Origin of the sequence: Bradyrhizobium huanghuaihaiense, assembly GCF_025200885.1 — a bacterium.
Classification (GTDB): Bacteria; Pseudomonadota; Alphaproteobacteria; order Rhizobiales; family Xanthobacteraceae; genus Bradyrhizobium; species Bradyrhizobium huanghuaihaiense.
Genome location: NZ_CP104172.1, coordinates 3,824,190 through 3,840,972, shown reverse-complemented (window position 1 = coordinate 3,840,972; position 16,783 = coordinate 3,824,190). Strand labels below are relative to the sequence as shown.

The following is a 16,783-nucleotide window of genomic DNA, read 5'->3' as shown; positions in this document are numbered from 1 at the left end:
CCCGCTTACTTCGGACGCTTGGCGCCGTACTTCGAACGACGCTGCTTACGGTTCTTGACGCCCTGGGTATCCAGAACGCCGCGGAGGATGTGGTAGCGCACGCCGGGCAAGTCCTTGACGCGGCCGCCGCGGATCATGACCACCGAGTGCTCCTGGAGGTTATGACCCTCGCCGGGGATGTAGCCGATCACCTCGAAGCCGTTGGTCAGGCGCACCTTGGCAACCTTACGAAGAGCCGAGTTCGGCTTCTTCGGGGTCGTGGTGTAGACGCGGGTGCAAACACCACGCTTCTGAGGCGACTGCTGCAGCGCCGGCACCTTCTTGCGCGACTTCTGCACTTCCCGCGGTTGAGCGATCAGCTGGTTGATCGTCGGCATCCTGGCCTTACCCTTTGTTATCGCGGCCCCTTGCGGATCCGCTGTCTTGCCGCAGCCCGTTGCCGGGACCGCAAATTCTGTTCGGGCCACCCACCCGACGAGGCCGCCTCAGGCGGAACAATCCGCACAAAGCGAAATTGCGCCAACCGCTCCATCAACGAGCGGAAAGCGTTACGACGCCACAGAGGACCGCAGTTTTCGGGCCAACCAGCGTAAAGCTGCGGCCCGCGCACCGAGGTCATGCATCCGAATTCGATCTCAAGAGAACATGCTCAAGAGAACTAGAATCGCACTGGCATTGCCTAGCTATGATCGACAGCGTCTGAGCGGCATTCGTCGAGGTTGGTGCCTGCCGGACGATCCTAAAAGGATCAGGCAGGTGGTCCGTACCGACGTTGGCGATGCTCACCGCCTGTCGTTAAGTGAGGCGCTTTCTATAAGTGAGAATCGGTCAAGTCAAGGTGAAACGACAGTCACAAAGCGCTTCTCGCGCCTGTCGAAATCGAGGTTTACCGCACTCACCGCCCTACGCCCATATGGGAACGCTGCGCCTGTTCCGCCACCCCAATGCCGCATTATACCCGGGTGAAATATACTTTTATAACTCTTGCTAAGGCTTTTTTTCCTGTTGATGCGTCAATCTGCCGCCTTAGGCAGAGATTTGCGCCATGCGGTACACCGACATTGCCATCATCGGCGGGGGATTGTCCGGCTCGACCGCCGCCGTGATGCTCGGCCGCGCCGGCATTTCTGCGGTGCTGATCGATCCGCATGAGACCTATCCGGCGGACTTTCGCGTCGAAAAACTCAGCGGCGAGGTGCAGGTCGAGCGATTCCTGAAGACCGGAATCGCAGAATCGGTGCTGCGGCGCGCGACCTATTCGGGCGAGAACTGGATCGCGAGATTCGGCCATCTGCTCGACAAGGCGCCGAGCCGGCAATTCAACATCCTCTACGATTCCCTGGTCAACGCCATCCGTGACGAGATTCCCGCGAGCGTCGGGCGCATTTGCGCCAAGGCAATCGCGGTCGAGACCAGCGCGGAGCGGCAGAGGATCACGCTCTCAAATGACGAGACCATCTCGGCCCGGCTGGTCGTGCTCGCCAATGGCCTCAATGTTGGCCTGCGCCACCAGCTCGGCATCGCGCGGAAAATCGTCAGCGCCTGCCATTCGATCTCGATCGGATTCGACGTGGTCCCGGCCGGCCGGAATGCGTTCGACTTCCCGGCCCTCACCTACTTTTCGGAGCGGCCCAGCGACCGCATCCCCTACATCACGCTGTTTCCGGTCGGCACGCGGATGCGCGCCAATTTGTTCGTCTATCGCGGCTTCGACGATCCCTGGCTGCGCGAGCTGCGCCGCGTCCCGGCCGAGACGCTGCATGCCGCCCTGCCCCGGCTCGAGCGCATCACCGGCCCGTTCGACATTCCCGGCGAGCTGAAGATCCGCCCGGTCGATCTCTATGTGAACGATGCCAGCGGCCAGCCCGGCCTCGTGCTGGTGGGCGATGCCTTCTCGACCTCCTGCCCGGTCGCCGGGACCGGCTGCGACAAGGTCTTCACCGACGTCGAGCGGCTCTGCAACGTCTACATCCCGCGATGGCTGGCCTCCGACGGGATGGATGCTGCCAAGGTCGCCACGTTCTACGCCGATCCGGTCAAGCGGGCTTGCGACGAATGGTCGGCGGCGAAGGCGTTCGACTTCCGCTCAGTCTCGACTGCGACAAGCCCCTATTGGACGGCACAGCGCTGGGCACGCTTCATTGCCTGGTCGGTTCAAGGGCTCCTGCGGCCGCTCGGAGGCGCCTTCGATCTGGAGCCGAACTTCCTCGGTCACTCCTCCTCGTCGTCCTCGTCCTCATCATCCTCGAGGTCGTCTTCATCCTCGTCGTCGTCGCTGTCGTCGTCGGCGTGAGCCGCTGCGCCGTGCGGCTGGTGGATCTGGTCGTTCCACAGCTGGCGATAGGTGCCGTTCTTGGCGAGCAGCTCGGCATGCGAGCCGCGCTCGATCGCCCTGCCCCCTGAAATCACGATGATCTCGTCCATCTCGACCACCGAGGTCAGGCGGTGGGTCGACCAGATCATGGTGCGGCCTTTGGCAACCTTGAGCAGCGTGCGGTTGATCGCGGCTTCCGTGGTCTGGTCGAGCGCCGAGGTGGCCTCGTCCAGCAGCAGAACGGACGGGTTGCGGATGATCGCGCGCGCGATCGCGATGCGCTGGCGCTGGCCGCCCGAGAGCGTATCGCCGCGCTCGCCGACCGGCGTGTCGTAGCGCTGCGGCAGGCTCATGATGTAGCGGTGGATCTCGGCCTTCTTGGCCGCCTCTTCCACCTCCGCGTCGGTCGCGCCTTCCTTGCCGAGCCGGATGTTCTCGCGGATCGACATGTTGAACAGCATGTTCTCCTGGAACACCACGGCCATGCTCCGGCGCAACGAATCCAGGGTGACCTTGCGGACATCGACGCCGTCGATGGTGACACGCCCCTCGTCCGGCACGTACAGCCGCAGGATCAGGTTGAGCAGCGTGCTCTTGCCCGAGCCCGAGGGGCCGACGATGGCGATGCTCTTGCCGACGTTCAGCTTGAGGCTGAGATTGTCCAGCACCGGCGTCTGGCTGCCCTCGTACTGGAAGGTGACGCGGTCGAAGGTGATGTCGTGGGTGATGCGCGGCAGGTCGGGTGCGCCGGGCCGATCGGCGCCGCGGGTCGGCTCGTCGAGCAGCTCCTGGATGTGCCGGATCGCGGCAGCCGAGGAGATCGACACCGGGATGAAATGCATCACGTGGGCGATGTTGTAGGAGACCTCCCAGAACGCGCTCTCGAAGGTGACGAAGGTGCCGATGGTGATCTGGCCCTTGGTCGCCAGATAGGCACCGATCGCGAGCACCACGAGGTGCAGCATCAAGACCGAGATGGTGACCGTCCGTTCCACCATGGTCGACAGGAACGCGGCCGAGGCGATCCTGTTACGGGTCTCGTCGTTGCGGAAGCTGAAGAAGCCGAACATCTTGCGCTGCAGGCTGAACGCCTTGATCACGGCCTGGGCGCCGATGTTTTCCTGCACCATGCCGAGCAGCGCGGCTTCGTTCTGCTTCTGCTCGTAGTTGGCCTGCACCGCCTTCGGAGTGAGGATGCGCGGGCCGATCAGCGTGATCGGAAACACCAGCAGCGCGACCGCCGCGAGCTGCCAGTTCAAAAACACCATCAGGATGATGCCGGCGATCAACTCCAGGAACGGCAGCGCCGCGCTGTTGGCGAAGGTTTTCACCGAACCTTCAAAAGCCGAGAGGTCGACCGAGAAGCGCGACAGGATCTCGCCGCGCTTGGTGCGGCCGAAATAGGCGGCCGGCAGGTCCTGGACGTGCTCGAACAGACGCTTGCGGACGTCGGAGATGATGCAGGCCGCCAGCCGCGCGTCCCAGCGCTCGTACCAGACCGCGACGATCGAGGTGAAGATGCCGGCGGCCGCAAGCACGCCGAGGATCTTGTACAGCGCCTGGAAATCCTCCTCGCCGAGCGCGTCGTCGATCAGGTACTTCAGGCTGAGCGGCATGATGACGTTGAACAGCGTCTCGACGACGACGCCGAACGCCACGAATGACAGCATCCGCTTGTAGTTGGTCAGATAGGGCTTGACGAAACCCAGGATGGTCGCGAGCGCGCCGGCGGCCTCGCGCGCGGTAAAGACGACGAGGTCCTCGTCCTCATCGTCGTCGTCGAGCTCCAGCTCGTCATCCTCTTCGTCTTCCTCGTCCTTGTCGTCTTCGAGGTCGGACTTGGCGGCGGAGGCGAGCTTGTCGTCGAGCTCGGCCGCCTCTTCGGCGGCGAGCTTCTGTTTGTCGGGCGAAAGAGGCTTGGACGCCATGAAACCAACCGATGCTGACGGCCGGCATGACCGCAGAGAAAGCATGAGATAGCGGAGCGCCGCTATCGCACCGATTCTATGCGATCACGATGAATTCGGCAAAGCAATTGGCGAATTCACCCGATCTTAAGGGCTAGTCGTCGTCCTCGTCCTCGACCTTGTCGAAGAACGAATAACGCAAAGAGTCCGCGTCGGCGTACCACTGGCCCGGGCCCTTGCCCGCGGCGAGCGTCGCCTCCCAGAGCGCATCGGTGCAGTCCTTGCGGTGCATCGACAGATCGAAGCCGTTGCCGAAGAACAGCTCGGACCATTCCCACCAGGTGCCGAGCTTCTTGACCCCGCGCAGCAGGTCGTAGCGGTCGATCAGAGCCGGCGCCATGTCCGAGGTGACCGAGCCGAACACGAGGCCGGTCTTGACCACGCGGTTGAGCTCGCGGATCGCGCGGACCACCTGCTTCGGGGAAACGTGGCAGAGGCTGGTCTCGAACACGAAATCGAAGCTGCCGTCCTTGAACGGCATGTCGGTGATCGACCCAAGCTTGTTGTATTTCTTCAGCGCCTTCGGCGTTTTGGCATGGATGGCACGGTTGCTCTCGATGCCCCAGGCATCAATGCCGCGCTCGCGCAGCGCGCCGACCAGTTCCCCACTCGCCGCGCCCGCAACAAGAAGCTTGGAGCCCTTGGCCTTGCCCCAGACGATGCCGATCAGCTTTGTCAGGTAGTCGGGATCGGTGAAGTGCTGCCACGCCTCGCCGTAGGGACCGAGACCGCGATAGTTCTCGAAATAGTCGCGGTCGATCTTGTCGGAGAGTGGCTGGTCCTCCTGCGCGCGTTCGCGGCGCAGGCGCATCATCTCGGTCAGGATGATGTCGGTGGCCGCATCCGAGGAGTCGAGCAGGCCGTTCAGGGTCGAGTCGAACAGATAGTCGCCAACCACGACGATGCCGGGATGTTCCTTCGGCTCGGGCCGGTGATTGGTCATGACGTCGCGCACGGGCAGACCACCCGGCAGCGCGTTCACCGACGACAGCCAGCGATGGATCTTGCCTTCCATGAAATGCGCGCGCGCATCGCCGAGCGAAGCCGGCAGCGATTTCAGCGCGGCATCGATCAGCTCCTGATCGGAGAGATTGGCGAAGGCCAGCGCGTCGGAACCGGGAATGAGCCAGTTCAGCACGCCATGCTTGCCGACGTCGTGGCGCGCGCCCTCATTGTAGACGCAGCAGCCGCCGAAGGCTTCCGACATGAACCAGGCGCCCGGAATCTTCTCGCCCCAGAACGGCTCGTCGAACAGGATCGAGACCCGCAGATAGTGCGCCGGACGGTCGAAATAGGAGACGTGCTTGACCATCGACTTGCGCAGCTGCTCGCCTTCCCACCCCATGGTGGCGAGCCAGGAATGCGGCAGGCAGACCAGCACGAGGTCGAAGTCGCGCGTCTCCGGGCCCTTGCCGTTCATCATCTTGAGCTGGTAGCGGCCGGTCGGCGCCTTGCCGACGGTCAGCACGCGGTGATTGAGCTCGATGTCGGCATTGACCTCCGACTGCAGGCACTCGATCAGCTGCTCGTTGCCGTTCTGGATGGAATAGAGGCCGATATAGCCGTCGACGTCCATCAAGTAGTTCTTGAGCGCGTTGAGGCCGTTGGTGTTGTGGCTCTCGGTCGCGATGTCCGAGCGCGCCATCACCTTGAAGAAGCGTTTCGCGGTCTCGTCCTCGACCTCCTCGTCGAGCACCTGCTCGGCGGTCTTGTAGGCCCAGGGATTCTCGTTGTCGTGCGCGCCGACGCCTTCGTAATATTCGATCGGCGACATCATCTCGGTGCAGCGCTGGCGGAACGCCTCGATCGCGGCCGCGGTCTTGGCGCCGTATTTGCGGCGCATGCCGGGCACGTCGTTGAGCAGCTCGCCGCCGAACTGCACCTGCTCGGCGTCCATCGGAATGGTCTGGAGACCGAAATGCTGGATCAGCTCGCGCAGCGGATCCGGACCGGTCATCGAGTAGTCGTAGATCTCGGCGACGCCGGCCTCGTACATCGCGGGCGCGGAATCGAATTTGCGCGTGACGATCTTGCCGCCGAGCCGGTCGGACGCTTCGTATATGGTGACGCGGCAGAGGTCGCCGAGCTTACGCTTCAGATACCAGGCGCTCATCAGCCCGCCGGGGCCGCCGCCTACGATTGCGAGATCAAGCATATCCGTTCCGTGGTCTCCGGCCCTGCCCCCGTCACGGGATCCACCGGTCTAAGCTCCCCTAGCAGAAGCGCTTTTGCGTCTGAAGGAAAGATGAACAAAGGTTGATCCTGCACCGCAGCAAGCAAACAAAGCAGCAAAAAGGCCGGCTTGCGCCGGCCTTTTCATTGTCCTCGGTATTCCTACGGATGAACGATCATTCCGCGGGCGGCAGCGCAGGAAGCTCTGCTTCCGGTGCGGGCGGCACGACGGACGCCTGCTTCTCGCGCTCGTCCAGGATCAGCTTGTCGCGCTTCATCGCGACTTCGCGGATCTTGGCCATGGAGGCGCCGGTGCCTGCCGGGATCAGCCGGCCGACGATGACGTTCTCCTTGAGACCCTCCAGCGGATCGATCTTGCCGTTGACCGCCGCCTCGGTGAGGACGCGGGTGGTCTCCTGGAACGAGGCCGCCGAGAAGAACGAGCGGGTCTGCAGGCTCGCCTTGGTGATGCCGAGCAGAACCGGCGTTCCCGTGGCGGGCTTCTTGCCCTCTTCCTTGGCCTTCTCGTTCAGCGCGTCGAACTCGATCTTGTCGACCTGCTCGCCGGAGATCATGTCCGTGTCGCCCTGGTCGGTGACTTCCACCTTCTGGAGCATCTGACGGACAATCACCTCGATGTGCTTGTCGTTGATGAGCACGCCCTGGAGCCGGTAGACCTCCTGGATTTCGTTGACCAGGTAGGCCGCGAGCTCCTCGATGCCCTTGACCGCAAGGATGTCGTGCGGCGCCGGGTTGCCTTCGACGATGAAGTCGCCCTTTTCAACGACGTCGCCGTCCTGAAGGTGGATGTGCTTGCCCTTCGGGATCAGGTACTCGCGCGGCTCCTCGGTCTTGTCCATCGGCTCGATCGAGATGCGACGCTTGTTCTTGTAGTCGCGTCCGAACCGGATGGTGCCCGCGATTTCGGCGATGATCGCCGCATCCTTCGGACGCCGGGCCTCGAACAGTTCCGCCACCCGCGGCAGACCGCCGGTGATGTCACGCGTCTTGGCGCTTTCGGTCGAGACACGGGCGAGGATGTCGCCCGGGTTGACCTTGGCTCCGACGTCGACCGAGAGAATGGCGTCGACCGACAGCATGTAGCGGGCATCGCCGCCACGGGCGAGCTTGAGCACCTTGCCGTCCTTGCCCTTGACCACGATGGCCGGACGCAGGTCCGAGCCGCCGCGGGTCGAGCGCCAGTCGATGACCACGCGCTTGGCGATACCGGTGGCCTCGTCGAGCGTTTCCGAGATCGACTGCCCCTCGACCAGATCCTCGAAGCCGATGGTACCTTCGACTTCAGTGAGGAGCGGACGAGTGTAGGGATCCCACTCGACGATGCGCTGGCCGCGCTTGACCATGTCGCCTTCGTCGACGTGCAGGCGCGAGCCGTACTGGACGCGGTGCGTCGCACGCTCGGTGCCGTCGGCATCGACGATCGCCACCACCATGTTGCGCACCATCGCGATCAAGTGACCTTCGCTGTTGCGGGCGATGGCCTTGTTCCGGATCACGATCTTGCCGTCGAAGTTGGCTTCGACGAACGACTGCTCGTTGAGCTGCGCCGCACCACCGATGTGGAAGGTACGCATGGTGAGCTGGGTGCCCGGCTCACCGATCGACTGCGCCGCGATGACGCCGACGGCTTCACCGTGGTTGACCGGCGTGCCGCGGGCGAGGTCGCGGCCGTAGCACTTGCCGCAGATGCCGTTGACGAGTTCGCAGGTCAGCGCCGAGCGGATCTTCACCTCCTGCACACCACCCTGCTGGATGGCGTCCAGATGGCTCTCTTCCATCAGCGTGTCGCGCTTGATGATCACCTTGCCGGAGCTGTCACGGATGTCTTCGCAGGCCGTGCGTCCGAGGATGCGCGAGCCGAGCGAAGCGACCACGGTGCCGGCATCGACGATGGCGCGCATCTTGATGCCGAGCTTGGTGCCGCAGTCGGACTGCGTGATGATGCAGTCCTGCGCGACGTCCACCAGACGACGGGTCAGGTAGCCCGAGTTCGCGGTCTTCAACGCGGTGTCCGCGAGGCCCTTACGGGCGCCGTGGGTCGAGTTGAAGTACTCGAGAACCGAGAGGCCTTCCTTGAAGTTCGAGATGATCGGCGTCTCGATGATCTCACCCGACGGCTTGGCCATCAGGCCGCGCATGCCGGCGAGCTGGCGCATCTGGGCCGGCGAACCGCGGGCACCGGAGTGAGCCATCATGTAGATCGAGTTGATGTCGGCATCGGCCCCGCTCGCCGTCTTCTTGGTCGAGGAGATCTCCTTCATCATCGCCTTGGCGATTTCTTCCGTGGCCTTCGACCAGGCGTCGACGACCTTGTTGTACTTCTCGCCATGGGTGATCAGACCGTCGTTGTACTGCTGCTCGAAATCCTTCGCCAGCGTACGGGTGGTGTCGACGATCTTCCACTTGCCATGCGGCACGACCATGTCGTCCTTGCCGAACGAGATGCCGGCCTTGAACGCGTTGTAGAAGCCGAGCGCCATGATGCGGTCGCAGAAGATCACCGTCTCCTTCTGACCGCAGTGACGGTAGACCTGGTCGATGACGCCCGAGATCTCGCGCTTGGTCATCAGCTTGTTGATGATCTCGTACGAAATCCGCGGATTCTTCGGCAGCAGATTGCCGAGCATGACGCGGCCGGCGGTGGTCTCGATCCAGCGCGTCGAGACCTTGCCGGTCTCATCCATGCCCTGCCACCGGTACTTGATCTTGGTGTGGAGGTGGATGACCTTCGCGTGCAGCGCGTGCTCGAGCTCGGCCATGTCGCCGAAGATCTTGCCCTCGCCGGGCAGACCTTCGCGCATGATCGAGACGTAGTAGAGACCGAGCACGATGTCCTGCGACGGCACGATGATCGGCTGGCCGTTCGCCGGATGCAGGATGTTGTTGGTCGACATCATGAGGACGCGCGCTTCCAGCTGCGCTTCGAGCGACAGCGGAACGTGCACGGCCATCTGGTCGCCGTCGAAGTCGGCGTTGAACGCGGAGCAGACCAGCGGGTGAAGCTGGATCGCCTTGCCCTCGATCAGCACGGGCTCGAACGCCTGGATGCCGAGGCGGTGCAGCGTCGGCGCGCGGTTGAGCAGCACCGGATGCTCGCGGATGACCTCGTCCAGGATGTCCCAGACCTCGGGCCGCTCCTTCTCGACCAGCTTCTTGGCCTGCTTCACCGTGGTGGACAGGCCCTTGGCGTCAAGCCGCGAATAGATGAACGGCTTGAAAAGCTCGAGCGCCATCTTCTTCGGCAGGCCGCACTGATGCAGGCGCAGCTCGGGACCGACCACGATCACCGAACGGCCCGAATAGTCGACGCGCTTGCCGAGCAGGTTCTGACGGAAGCGGCCCTGCTTGCCCTTGAGCATGTCGGCGAGCGACTTCAGCGGACGCTTGTTGGCGCCGGTGATGACGCGGCCGCGGCGGCCGTTGTCGAACAGCGCATCGACCGCTTCCTGAAGCATGCGCTTCTCGTTGCGGATGATGATGTCCGGCGCGCGCAGCTCCATCAGCCGCTTCAAGCGGTTGTTGCGGTTGATGACGCGGCGGTAGAGGTCGTTGAGATCCGAGGTCGCGAAGCGGCCGCCGTCCAGCGGCACCAGCGGACGCAGATCCGGCGGGATCACCGGGACCACGGTCATGATCATCCATTCCGGCTTGTTGCCGGAGTGGCGGAACGCTTCCACGATCTTCAGGCGCTTGGCGAGCTTCTTGTGCTTGATGTCGGAGTCGGTCTCCTGCATCTCCGCGCGCAAGGACAATTCGAGCTTCTCGAGGTCCATGCCCTTGAGCAGCTCGCGGATCGCTTCGGCGCCGATCATGGCGGTGAAGCTGTCCTGGCCATACTCGTCCTGCGCCTTCAGATACTCGTCTTCAGACAGCAGCTGACGGTCCTTGAGCGCGGTGAGGCCCGGCTCGAGAACGACGTAGTATTCGAAGTAGAGGATCCGCTCGAGATCCTTCAGCGTCATGTCGAGCAGGAGGCCGATGCGCGAGGGCAGCGACTTCAGGAACCAGATGTGCGCGACGGGGGCGGCGAGCTCGATATGGCCCATGCGCTCGCGCCGGACGCGCGACAGCGTGACCTCGACCGAGCACTTCTCGCAGATGATGCCCTTGTACTTCATGCGCTTGTACTTGCCGCACAAGCACTCATAGTCCTTGATCGGCCCGAAGATGCGGGCGCAGAACAGGCCGTCGCGCTCGGGCTTGAAGGTACGGTAGTTAATGGTCTCCGGCTTCTTGATCTCGCCGTAGGACCAGGACAGAATCTTCTCTGGAGACGCGATCGAGATCCGGATCTGGTCGAAGACCTGAGCCGGCGTCGTCGGGTTGAAGAGATTCATAATTTCTTGGTTCATCGTCTTCTCCTCGCGTGCCGGTCGCCTCCGGCCGCAAATTCGAAAATCACTCGAGCACGGCGCCCTGCCCTCAAGGCCTCGGGAGGGGCGCCAATGCCCGGCCGCGAAGGCCGGGCATGAAAGGTCGAATTACTCGGCCGCTTCCGACGTCGGCGCCGGTCCCATCTTGGAGTTGTGCAGGTCGACGTTGAGGCCGAGCGAGCGCATTTCCTTGACCAGCACGTTGAACGATTCCGGAATACCGGCCTCGAACGTGTCGTCGCCGCGCACGATCGCCTCGTACACCTTGGTGCGGCCGGCGACGTCGTCCGACTTCACCGTCAGCATTTCCTGGAGCGTGTACGCCGCGCCGTAAGCCTCGAGCGCCCACACCTCCATTTCGCCGAAGCGCTGGCCGCCGAACTGCGCCTTGCCGCCCAGCGGCTGCTGGGTGACGAGCGAGTACGGACCGATCGAACGCGCATGGATCTTGTCGTCGACGAGATGGTGCAGCTTGAGCATGTAGATGTAGCCCACCGTCACCTTGCGATCGAACGGATCGCCGGTGCGGCCGTCATAGACGGTCGACTGACCCGAAGCGTCGAGACCGGCAAGCTTCAGCATCTCCTCGATGTCGGCTTCCTTGGCGCCGTCGAACACCGGCGTCGCGATCGGAACACCGCGGCTGAGGTTATGGCCGAGCTCAAGCAGCTCGTTGTCGTTGAGCGACTTGATGGTCTCGTCCTCGCCGTAGACCTTCTTCAAGGTTTCCTTCAGCGGCTTGATGTCCTGCTTCGACAGGTAGGCATCGACCGTCTGGCCGATACGCTTGCCGAGGCCGGCGCAGGCCCAGCCGAGATGGGTCTCGAGGATCTGTCCGACGTTCATGCGCGAGGGCACGCCCAGCGGGTTGAGCACGATGTCGGCGTGCGTACCGTCTTCGAGGAACGGCATGTCCTCGATCGGCACGATCTTCGACACCACGCCCTTGTTGCCGTGGCGGCCGGCCATCTTGTCGCCGGGCTGGATCTTGCGCTTCACCGCGACGAAGACCTTGACCATCTTCATCACGCCGGGCGGCAATTCGTCGCCGCGCTGGAGCTTCTCGACCTTGTCGAGGAAGCGCTGCTCGAGCCCCTTCTTCGACTCGTCGTACTGCTTCCGCATGGCCTCGATCTCGGCCATCAGCTTGTCGTTCGGCGAAGCGAACAGCCACCACTGCGACTTCGGATACTCCTCGAGCACCGCACGGGTGATCTTGGTGTCCTTCTTGAAGCCCTTGGGACCCGCAATGCCCTGCCGCCCTTCGAGCAGCTCGGCAAGACGGTTGTAGACGTTGCGGTCCAGGATCGCCTGCTCGTCGTCGCGGTCCTTGGCCAGACGCTCGATCTCTTCCCGCTCGATCGCCAGCGCACGCTCGTCCTTGTCGACGCCGTGACGGTTGAACACGCGGACTTCCACGATCGTGCCCTGCACGCCCGGAGGAACGCGCAGCGAGGTGTCGCGAACGTCGGAAGCCTTCTCACCGAAGATGGCGCGCAGGAGCTTCTCTTCCGGCGTCATCGGGCTTTCGCCCTTCGGCGTGATCTTGCCGACCAGGATGTCGCCGGCGCGCACTTCCGCACCGATGTAGACGATACCGGCTTCGTCGAGGTTCTTCAGCGCTTCTTCCGAGACGTTCGGAATGTCGCGGGTGATTTCCTCGGGCCCGAGCTTGGTGTCGCGGGCCATCACCTCGAACTCCTCGATGTGGATCGAGGTGAAGACGTCTTCCTTCACGATCCGCTCGGAGAGCAGGATCGAGTCTTCGAAGTTGTAGCCGTTCCACGGCATGAACGCGACGAGCACGTTGCGGCCGAGCGCGAGCTCGCCGAGATCGGTCGACGGACCGTCGGCGATGATGTCGCCCTTCTTGACGATGTCACCGACCTTCACCAGCGGACGCTGGTTGATGCAGGTCGACTGGTTCGAGCGCTGGTACTTCATCAGACGGTAGATATCGACGCCCGACTTGGTCGGATCGAGATCTTCCGTGGCGCGGATGACGACGCGGGTCGCGTCGATCTGGTCGATCACGCCCGACCGGCGCGCCGCGATCGCGGCACCCGAGTCACGGGCAACGACGCCTTCCATGCCGGTACCGACGAACGGCGCCTCGGCGCGAACCAGCGGCACCGCCTGGCGCTGCATGTTCGAACCCATCAGCGCGCGGTTGGCGTCGTCGTTCTCGAGGAACGGGATCAGCGCCGCGGCGACGGAGACGAGCTGCTTCGGCGACACGTCCATGTAGTCGACCTTGTCCGGCGTCACCGGCAAGACTTCGCCGGCGTGACGGCAGACCACGAGATCTTCGGTGAAGCGGCCCTTCGGGTCGAGCGGCACGTTGGCCTGCGCGACCGTGTAGCGGCCCTCCTCCATCGCCGAGAGGTACACGACCTCGTCGGTGACGCGGCCGTCCTTGACCTTGCGATAAGGGGTCTCGACGAAGCCGTACTTGTTCACGCGCGCGAAGGTCGCGAGCGAGTTGATCAGGCCGATGTTCGGACCTTCCGGCGTCTCGATCGGGCAGATGCGGCCGTAATGCGTCGGATGCACGTCGCGCACCTCGAAGCCGGCGCGCTCGCGGGTCAGACCGCCCGGTCCAAGTGCCGACAGGCGGCGCTTGTGGGTGATCTCGCTGAGCGGGTTGGTCTGGTCCATGAACTGCGAGAGCTGCGAGGAGCCGAAGAACTCGCGCACCGCGGCGGCCGCGGGCTTGGCGTTGATCAGGTCCTGCGGCATGACCGTGTCGATGTCGACCGAGGACATGCGCTCCTTGATCGCGCGTTCCATACGCAGGAGGCCGATGCGGTACTGGTTCTCCATGAGCTCGCCGACCGAGCGCACACGGCGGTTGCCGAGATGGTCGATGTCGTCGATCTCGCCCTTGCCGTCGCGCAGGTCCACCAGCGTCTTGATGACGGAGAGGATGTCTTCCTTGCGCAGCGTACGCTGGGTGTCGGGCGCATCGAGGTCGAGGCGCATGTTCATCTTGACGCGGCCGACCGCGGAGAGGTCGTAACGCTCGGCGTCGAAGAACAGCGACTGGAACATGGCCTGCGCCGAATCCAGCGTCGGCGGCTCGCCCGGACGCATCACGCGGTAGATGTCGAACAGCGCGTCTTCACGCGTCATGTTCTTGTCGGCCGAGAGCGTGTTGCGGATGTAGGGGCCGACATTGACGTGGTCGATGTCGAGCAGCGGCAGCTCCTTGTAGCCGTGCTCGTTGAGCGCCTTCATGTTCTTGTCGGTGATTTCCTCACCGGCCTCGGCGTGGATCTCACCGGTCTTCGGGTTGACGAGGTCCTCGGCGAGGTAGTTGCCGACGAGCTCCTCATCCGACAGACGCAGCGCCTTCAGCCCCTTCTCCTGGAGCTGGCGGGCGGCACGGACGGTGAGCTTCTTGCCGGCCTCGAGCACGACCTTGCCGGTGTCGGCGTCGATCAGGTCGTTGACGGTCGAGTAACCGCGGAAACGGTTGGCGTCGAACGGAACGCGCCAGCCTTCCTTGGTCCGCTTGTAGAGGATCTTCTTGTAGAACGTGGACAGGATCGCTTCGCCGTCGAGGCCGAGGGCGAACATCAGCGACGTCACCGGAATCTTGCGGCGACGGTCGATACGCGCATAGACGATGTCCTTGGCATCGAACTCGATGTCGAGCCAGGAGCCGCGATAGGGGATCACTCGGGCGGCGAACAGCAGCTTGCCCGAGGAGTGGGTCTTGCCCTTGTCGTGGTCGAAGAACACGCCGGGCGAACGGTGCATCTGCGAGACGATGACGCGCTCGGTGCCGTTGACGATGAAGGTGCCATTCATCGTCATGAGCGGGATGTCGCCCATGTAGACGTCCTGCTCCTTGATGTCCTTCACCGACTTCGCGCCGGTTTCCTCGTCGATATCGAACACGATGAGGCGCAGCGTCACCTTGAGGGGAGCCGCGAAGGTCATGCCGCGCTGGCGGCACTCGTCGACGTCGTACTTCGGCTGCTCGAACTCGTAGCGGACGAATTCCAGCATCGAGGTGCCCGAGAAGTCCGAGATCGGGAACACCGAGCGGAACACCGCCTGCAGACCCTCGTCGAGACGACCGCCCTGGGGCTCGTCGACCATCAGGAACTGGTCATAGGACGCCTTCTGAACCTCGATGAGGTTCGGCATCTCGGCGACTTCCTTGATGTGTCCGAAGAACTTGCGAACGCGTTTGCGACCGGTGAATGTCTGCTGCGCCATCGTGGCCTCTCATTTCGTCGCCCGCTGTGGGCGCGCCGTCCGGAACGCGGCTGCCACCGCTCCCCGGGTTGAATTTTTCGAACCCGTTTTTGGGGCCGGAAACTCAGGTTCAGGCGGGAATGTCCTGAATCTGTTCTTCAGACCTTCAAAACGCAAAACGACGCGCGGGGCGCTGGTGTGCGCGCCCGCCCGTCACAACGATCGTCTTCACGGACTGCAAAAGCCCGAAATAGCCTGCTCTCCCAACGGCTTCCAGGGAAATCCGGCCTCCCTGCCCACCGCGCTTTCGTGCTGCCGACCCGATATGGGGCGACAATAGTGCAGATTCGAGGGACAAACCCTCAAATCCCCACACTTTTTCGTGTTCGGCCCGCGTCGGATCGTTCCGTCGCACGCCTTTTGCATCCGGTCCACCCTCTCGAGGGGACCAGGATCCCGGGCTGAGCCGACGCTCGCCCGGGATCCCGCCAGTAAGCAGTGCTTACTTGAGCTCGACCTTGGCGCCAGCCTTCTCGATCTGGGCCTTGATCTTCTCGGCTTCTTCCTTGTTCACGCCTTCCTTCAGCGGCTTCGGAGCACCCTCGACGAGATCCTTTGCTTCCTTGAGGCCGAGGCCGGTGATGGCGCGGACTTCCTTGATGACCTCGATCTTCTTCTCGCCGGCGGAGGCGAGAACGACCGTGAACTCGGTCTTCTCTTCAGCCGGAGCGGCGGCAGCGCCACCACCAGCCGGGCCGGCCACGGCGACAGCCGCGGCAGCCGAAACGCCCCACTTCTCTTCGAGGAGCTTCGCGAGTTCAGCGGCTTCGAGCACGGTGAGGCTCGAGAGGTCGTCAACGATCTTCTGCAAGTCAGCCATTGTTCAGTTTCCTTAGGTGTAAGTCTGGTTCGGGTTTGAGTTTTGCGAAGGGCGTCAGGCCGCTTCGCCCTTTGAGGCATGAGCCTGGATGACGCGCGCGAGCTTGCCCGCGGGCGCGTTGGCGAGCTGAGCGATCTTGGTCGCCGGGGCCACAAGCAGGCCGACGATCTTGCCGCGCAGTTCGTCAAGCGACGGCAGCGAGGCAAGCGCCTTCACGCCGTCGACATTCAGGACGGTCTTCCCCATCGAGCCGCCAACGATGACGAACTTTTCGTTCGCCTTGGCGAATTCGACGGCGACCTTTGGCGCCGCTACCGGATCGTTCGAAGTGGCGATCACGGTCGGTCCCTTCAGCATGGGGCCGATGGCAACGACGTCAGTGCCTTCAAGAGCAATTTTGGCGAGACGGTTCTTCGAGACCTTCACCGATGCACCCGCCTGCTTCATCTGCTGGCGCAGCTTCTGCATCTGGGCGACGGTGAGGCCGGAATATTGAGCAACGATCGCGACGCTCGTGGCCTTGAAGACCCCATTGAGCTGTTCGACCGCGTCCTTTTTTGCCGCTCGTTCCACAGCAAGCTCTTTCCGGTTGGCAGTCTTCGCGAAAAGCGGGACCGCCGGGTTGCACCCATCGTCCCGCCCAAACCTGAACCTCCGGGTCAAAAACCCTTCGGACACGCCGGGCAAGACGACAATTCAAAGCCTGCCCTCCGGGAGCCCCTGAAAGGCCCACGGCGTGTCGAGGTCCGAACCAGACCCGTTTCGCGAAGCCAGCCCTTAAAGCTGGATGCGAAGTGAAATCCGGTCTTCACCCGTCTATGCAGGCCATGCGATTAAGCCGTTGAGAAAT

8 protein-coding genes are annotated in these 16,783 nt (G+C 63.3%); 1 reads left to right on the top strand and 7 read right to left on the bottom strand.

What is annotated here, in order from left to right; genetic code table 11:
* Nucleotides 1–5: 5 nt before the first annotated feature.
* Nucleotides 6–377 (bottom strand): 30S ribosomal protein S12, encoded by a 372-nt coding sequence (rpsL, locus tag N2603_RS18230; RefSeq protein WP_007603006.1) that lies wholly within the window; start codon nucleotides 375–377, stop codon nucleotides 6–8.
* 668 nt (nucleotides 378–1,045) lie between these two features.
* On the opposite strand from rpsL, the gene N2603_RS18225 reads away from it, so the two are divergent.
* Nucleotides 1,046–2,293: an FAD-dependent oxidoreductase gene (locus N2603_RS18225; protein WP_260389857.1), complete on the top strand. Its 1,248-nt coding sequence runs from the start codon at nucleotides 1,046–1,048 to the stop codon at nucleotides 2,291–2,293.
* On the opposite strand, the gene N2603_RS18220 is transcribed toward N2603_RS18225, so the two are convergent.
* The 6 genes from N2603_RS18220 to rplJ form a co-directional block, all read right to left on the bottom strand.
* On the bottom strand, nucleotides 2,212–4,242 hold the full coding sequence (locus N2603_RS18220) for an ABC transporter ATP-binding protein (RefSeq protein ID WP_260389856.1): 2,031 nt from the start codon (nucleotides 4,240–4,242) through the stop codon (nucleotides 2,212–2,214). The genes N2603_RS18225 and N2603_RS18220 overlap by 82 nt on opposite strands.
* Nucleotides 4,243–4,375: 133 nt before the next feature.
* On the bottom strand, nucleotides 4,376–6,436 hold the full coding sequence (locus tag N2603_RS18215) for an FAD-dependent oxidoreductase (protein ID WP_260389855.1): 2,061 nt from the start codon (nucleotides 6,434–6,436) through the stop codon (nucleotides 4,376–4,378).
* Between the two features lie 193 nt (nucleotides 6,437–6,629).
* On the bottom strand, nucleotides 6,630–10,826 hold the full coding sequence (gene rpoC, locus N2603_RS18210; protein ID WP_018647235.1) for a DNA-directed RNA polymerase subunit beta': 4,197 nt from the start codon (nucleotides 10,824–10,826) through the stop codon (nucleotides 6,630–6,632).
* 129 nt (nucleotides 10,827–10,955) lie between these two features.
* Nucleotides 10,956–15,074: a DNA-directed RNA polymerase subunit beta gene (rpoB, locus tag N2603_RS18205; RefSeq protein WP_018647234.1), complete on the bottom strand. Its 4,119-nt coding sequence runs from the start codon at nucleotides 15,072–15,074 to the stop codon at nucleotides 10,956–10,958.
* A gap of 481 nt (nucleotides 15,075–15,555) precedes the next feature.
* A complete protein-coding gene (gene rplL / locus N2603_RS18200; protein ID WP_018647233.1) occupies nucleotides 15,556–15,933 on the bottom strand; it encodes a 50S ribosomal protein L7/L12 in 378 nt (125 codons plus the stop codon).
* A 54-nt stretch (nucleotides 15,934–15,987) separates the two neighbouring features.
* The gene (rplJ, locus tag N2603_RS18195; RefSeq protein WP_018647232.1) at nucleotides 15,988–16,506 is read right to left on the bottom strand and encodes a 50S ribosomal protein L10; all 519 of its coding nucleotides are present in this window, start codon (nucleotides 16,504–16,506) and stop codon (nucleotides 15,988–15,990) included.
* Between the last annotated feature and the right edge of the window lie 277 nt (nucleotides 16,507–16,783).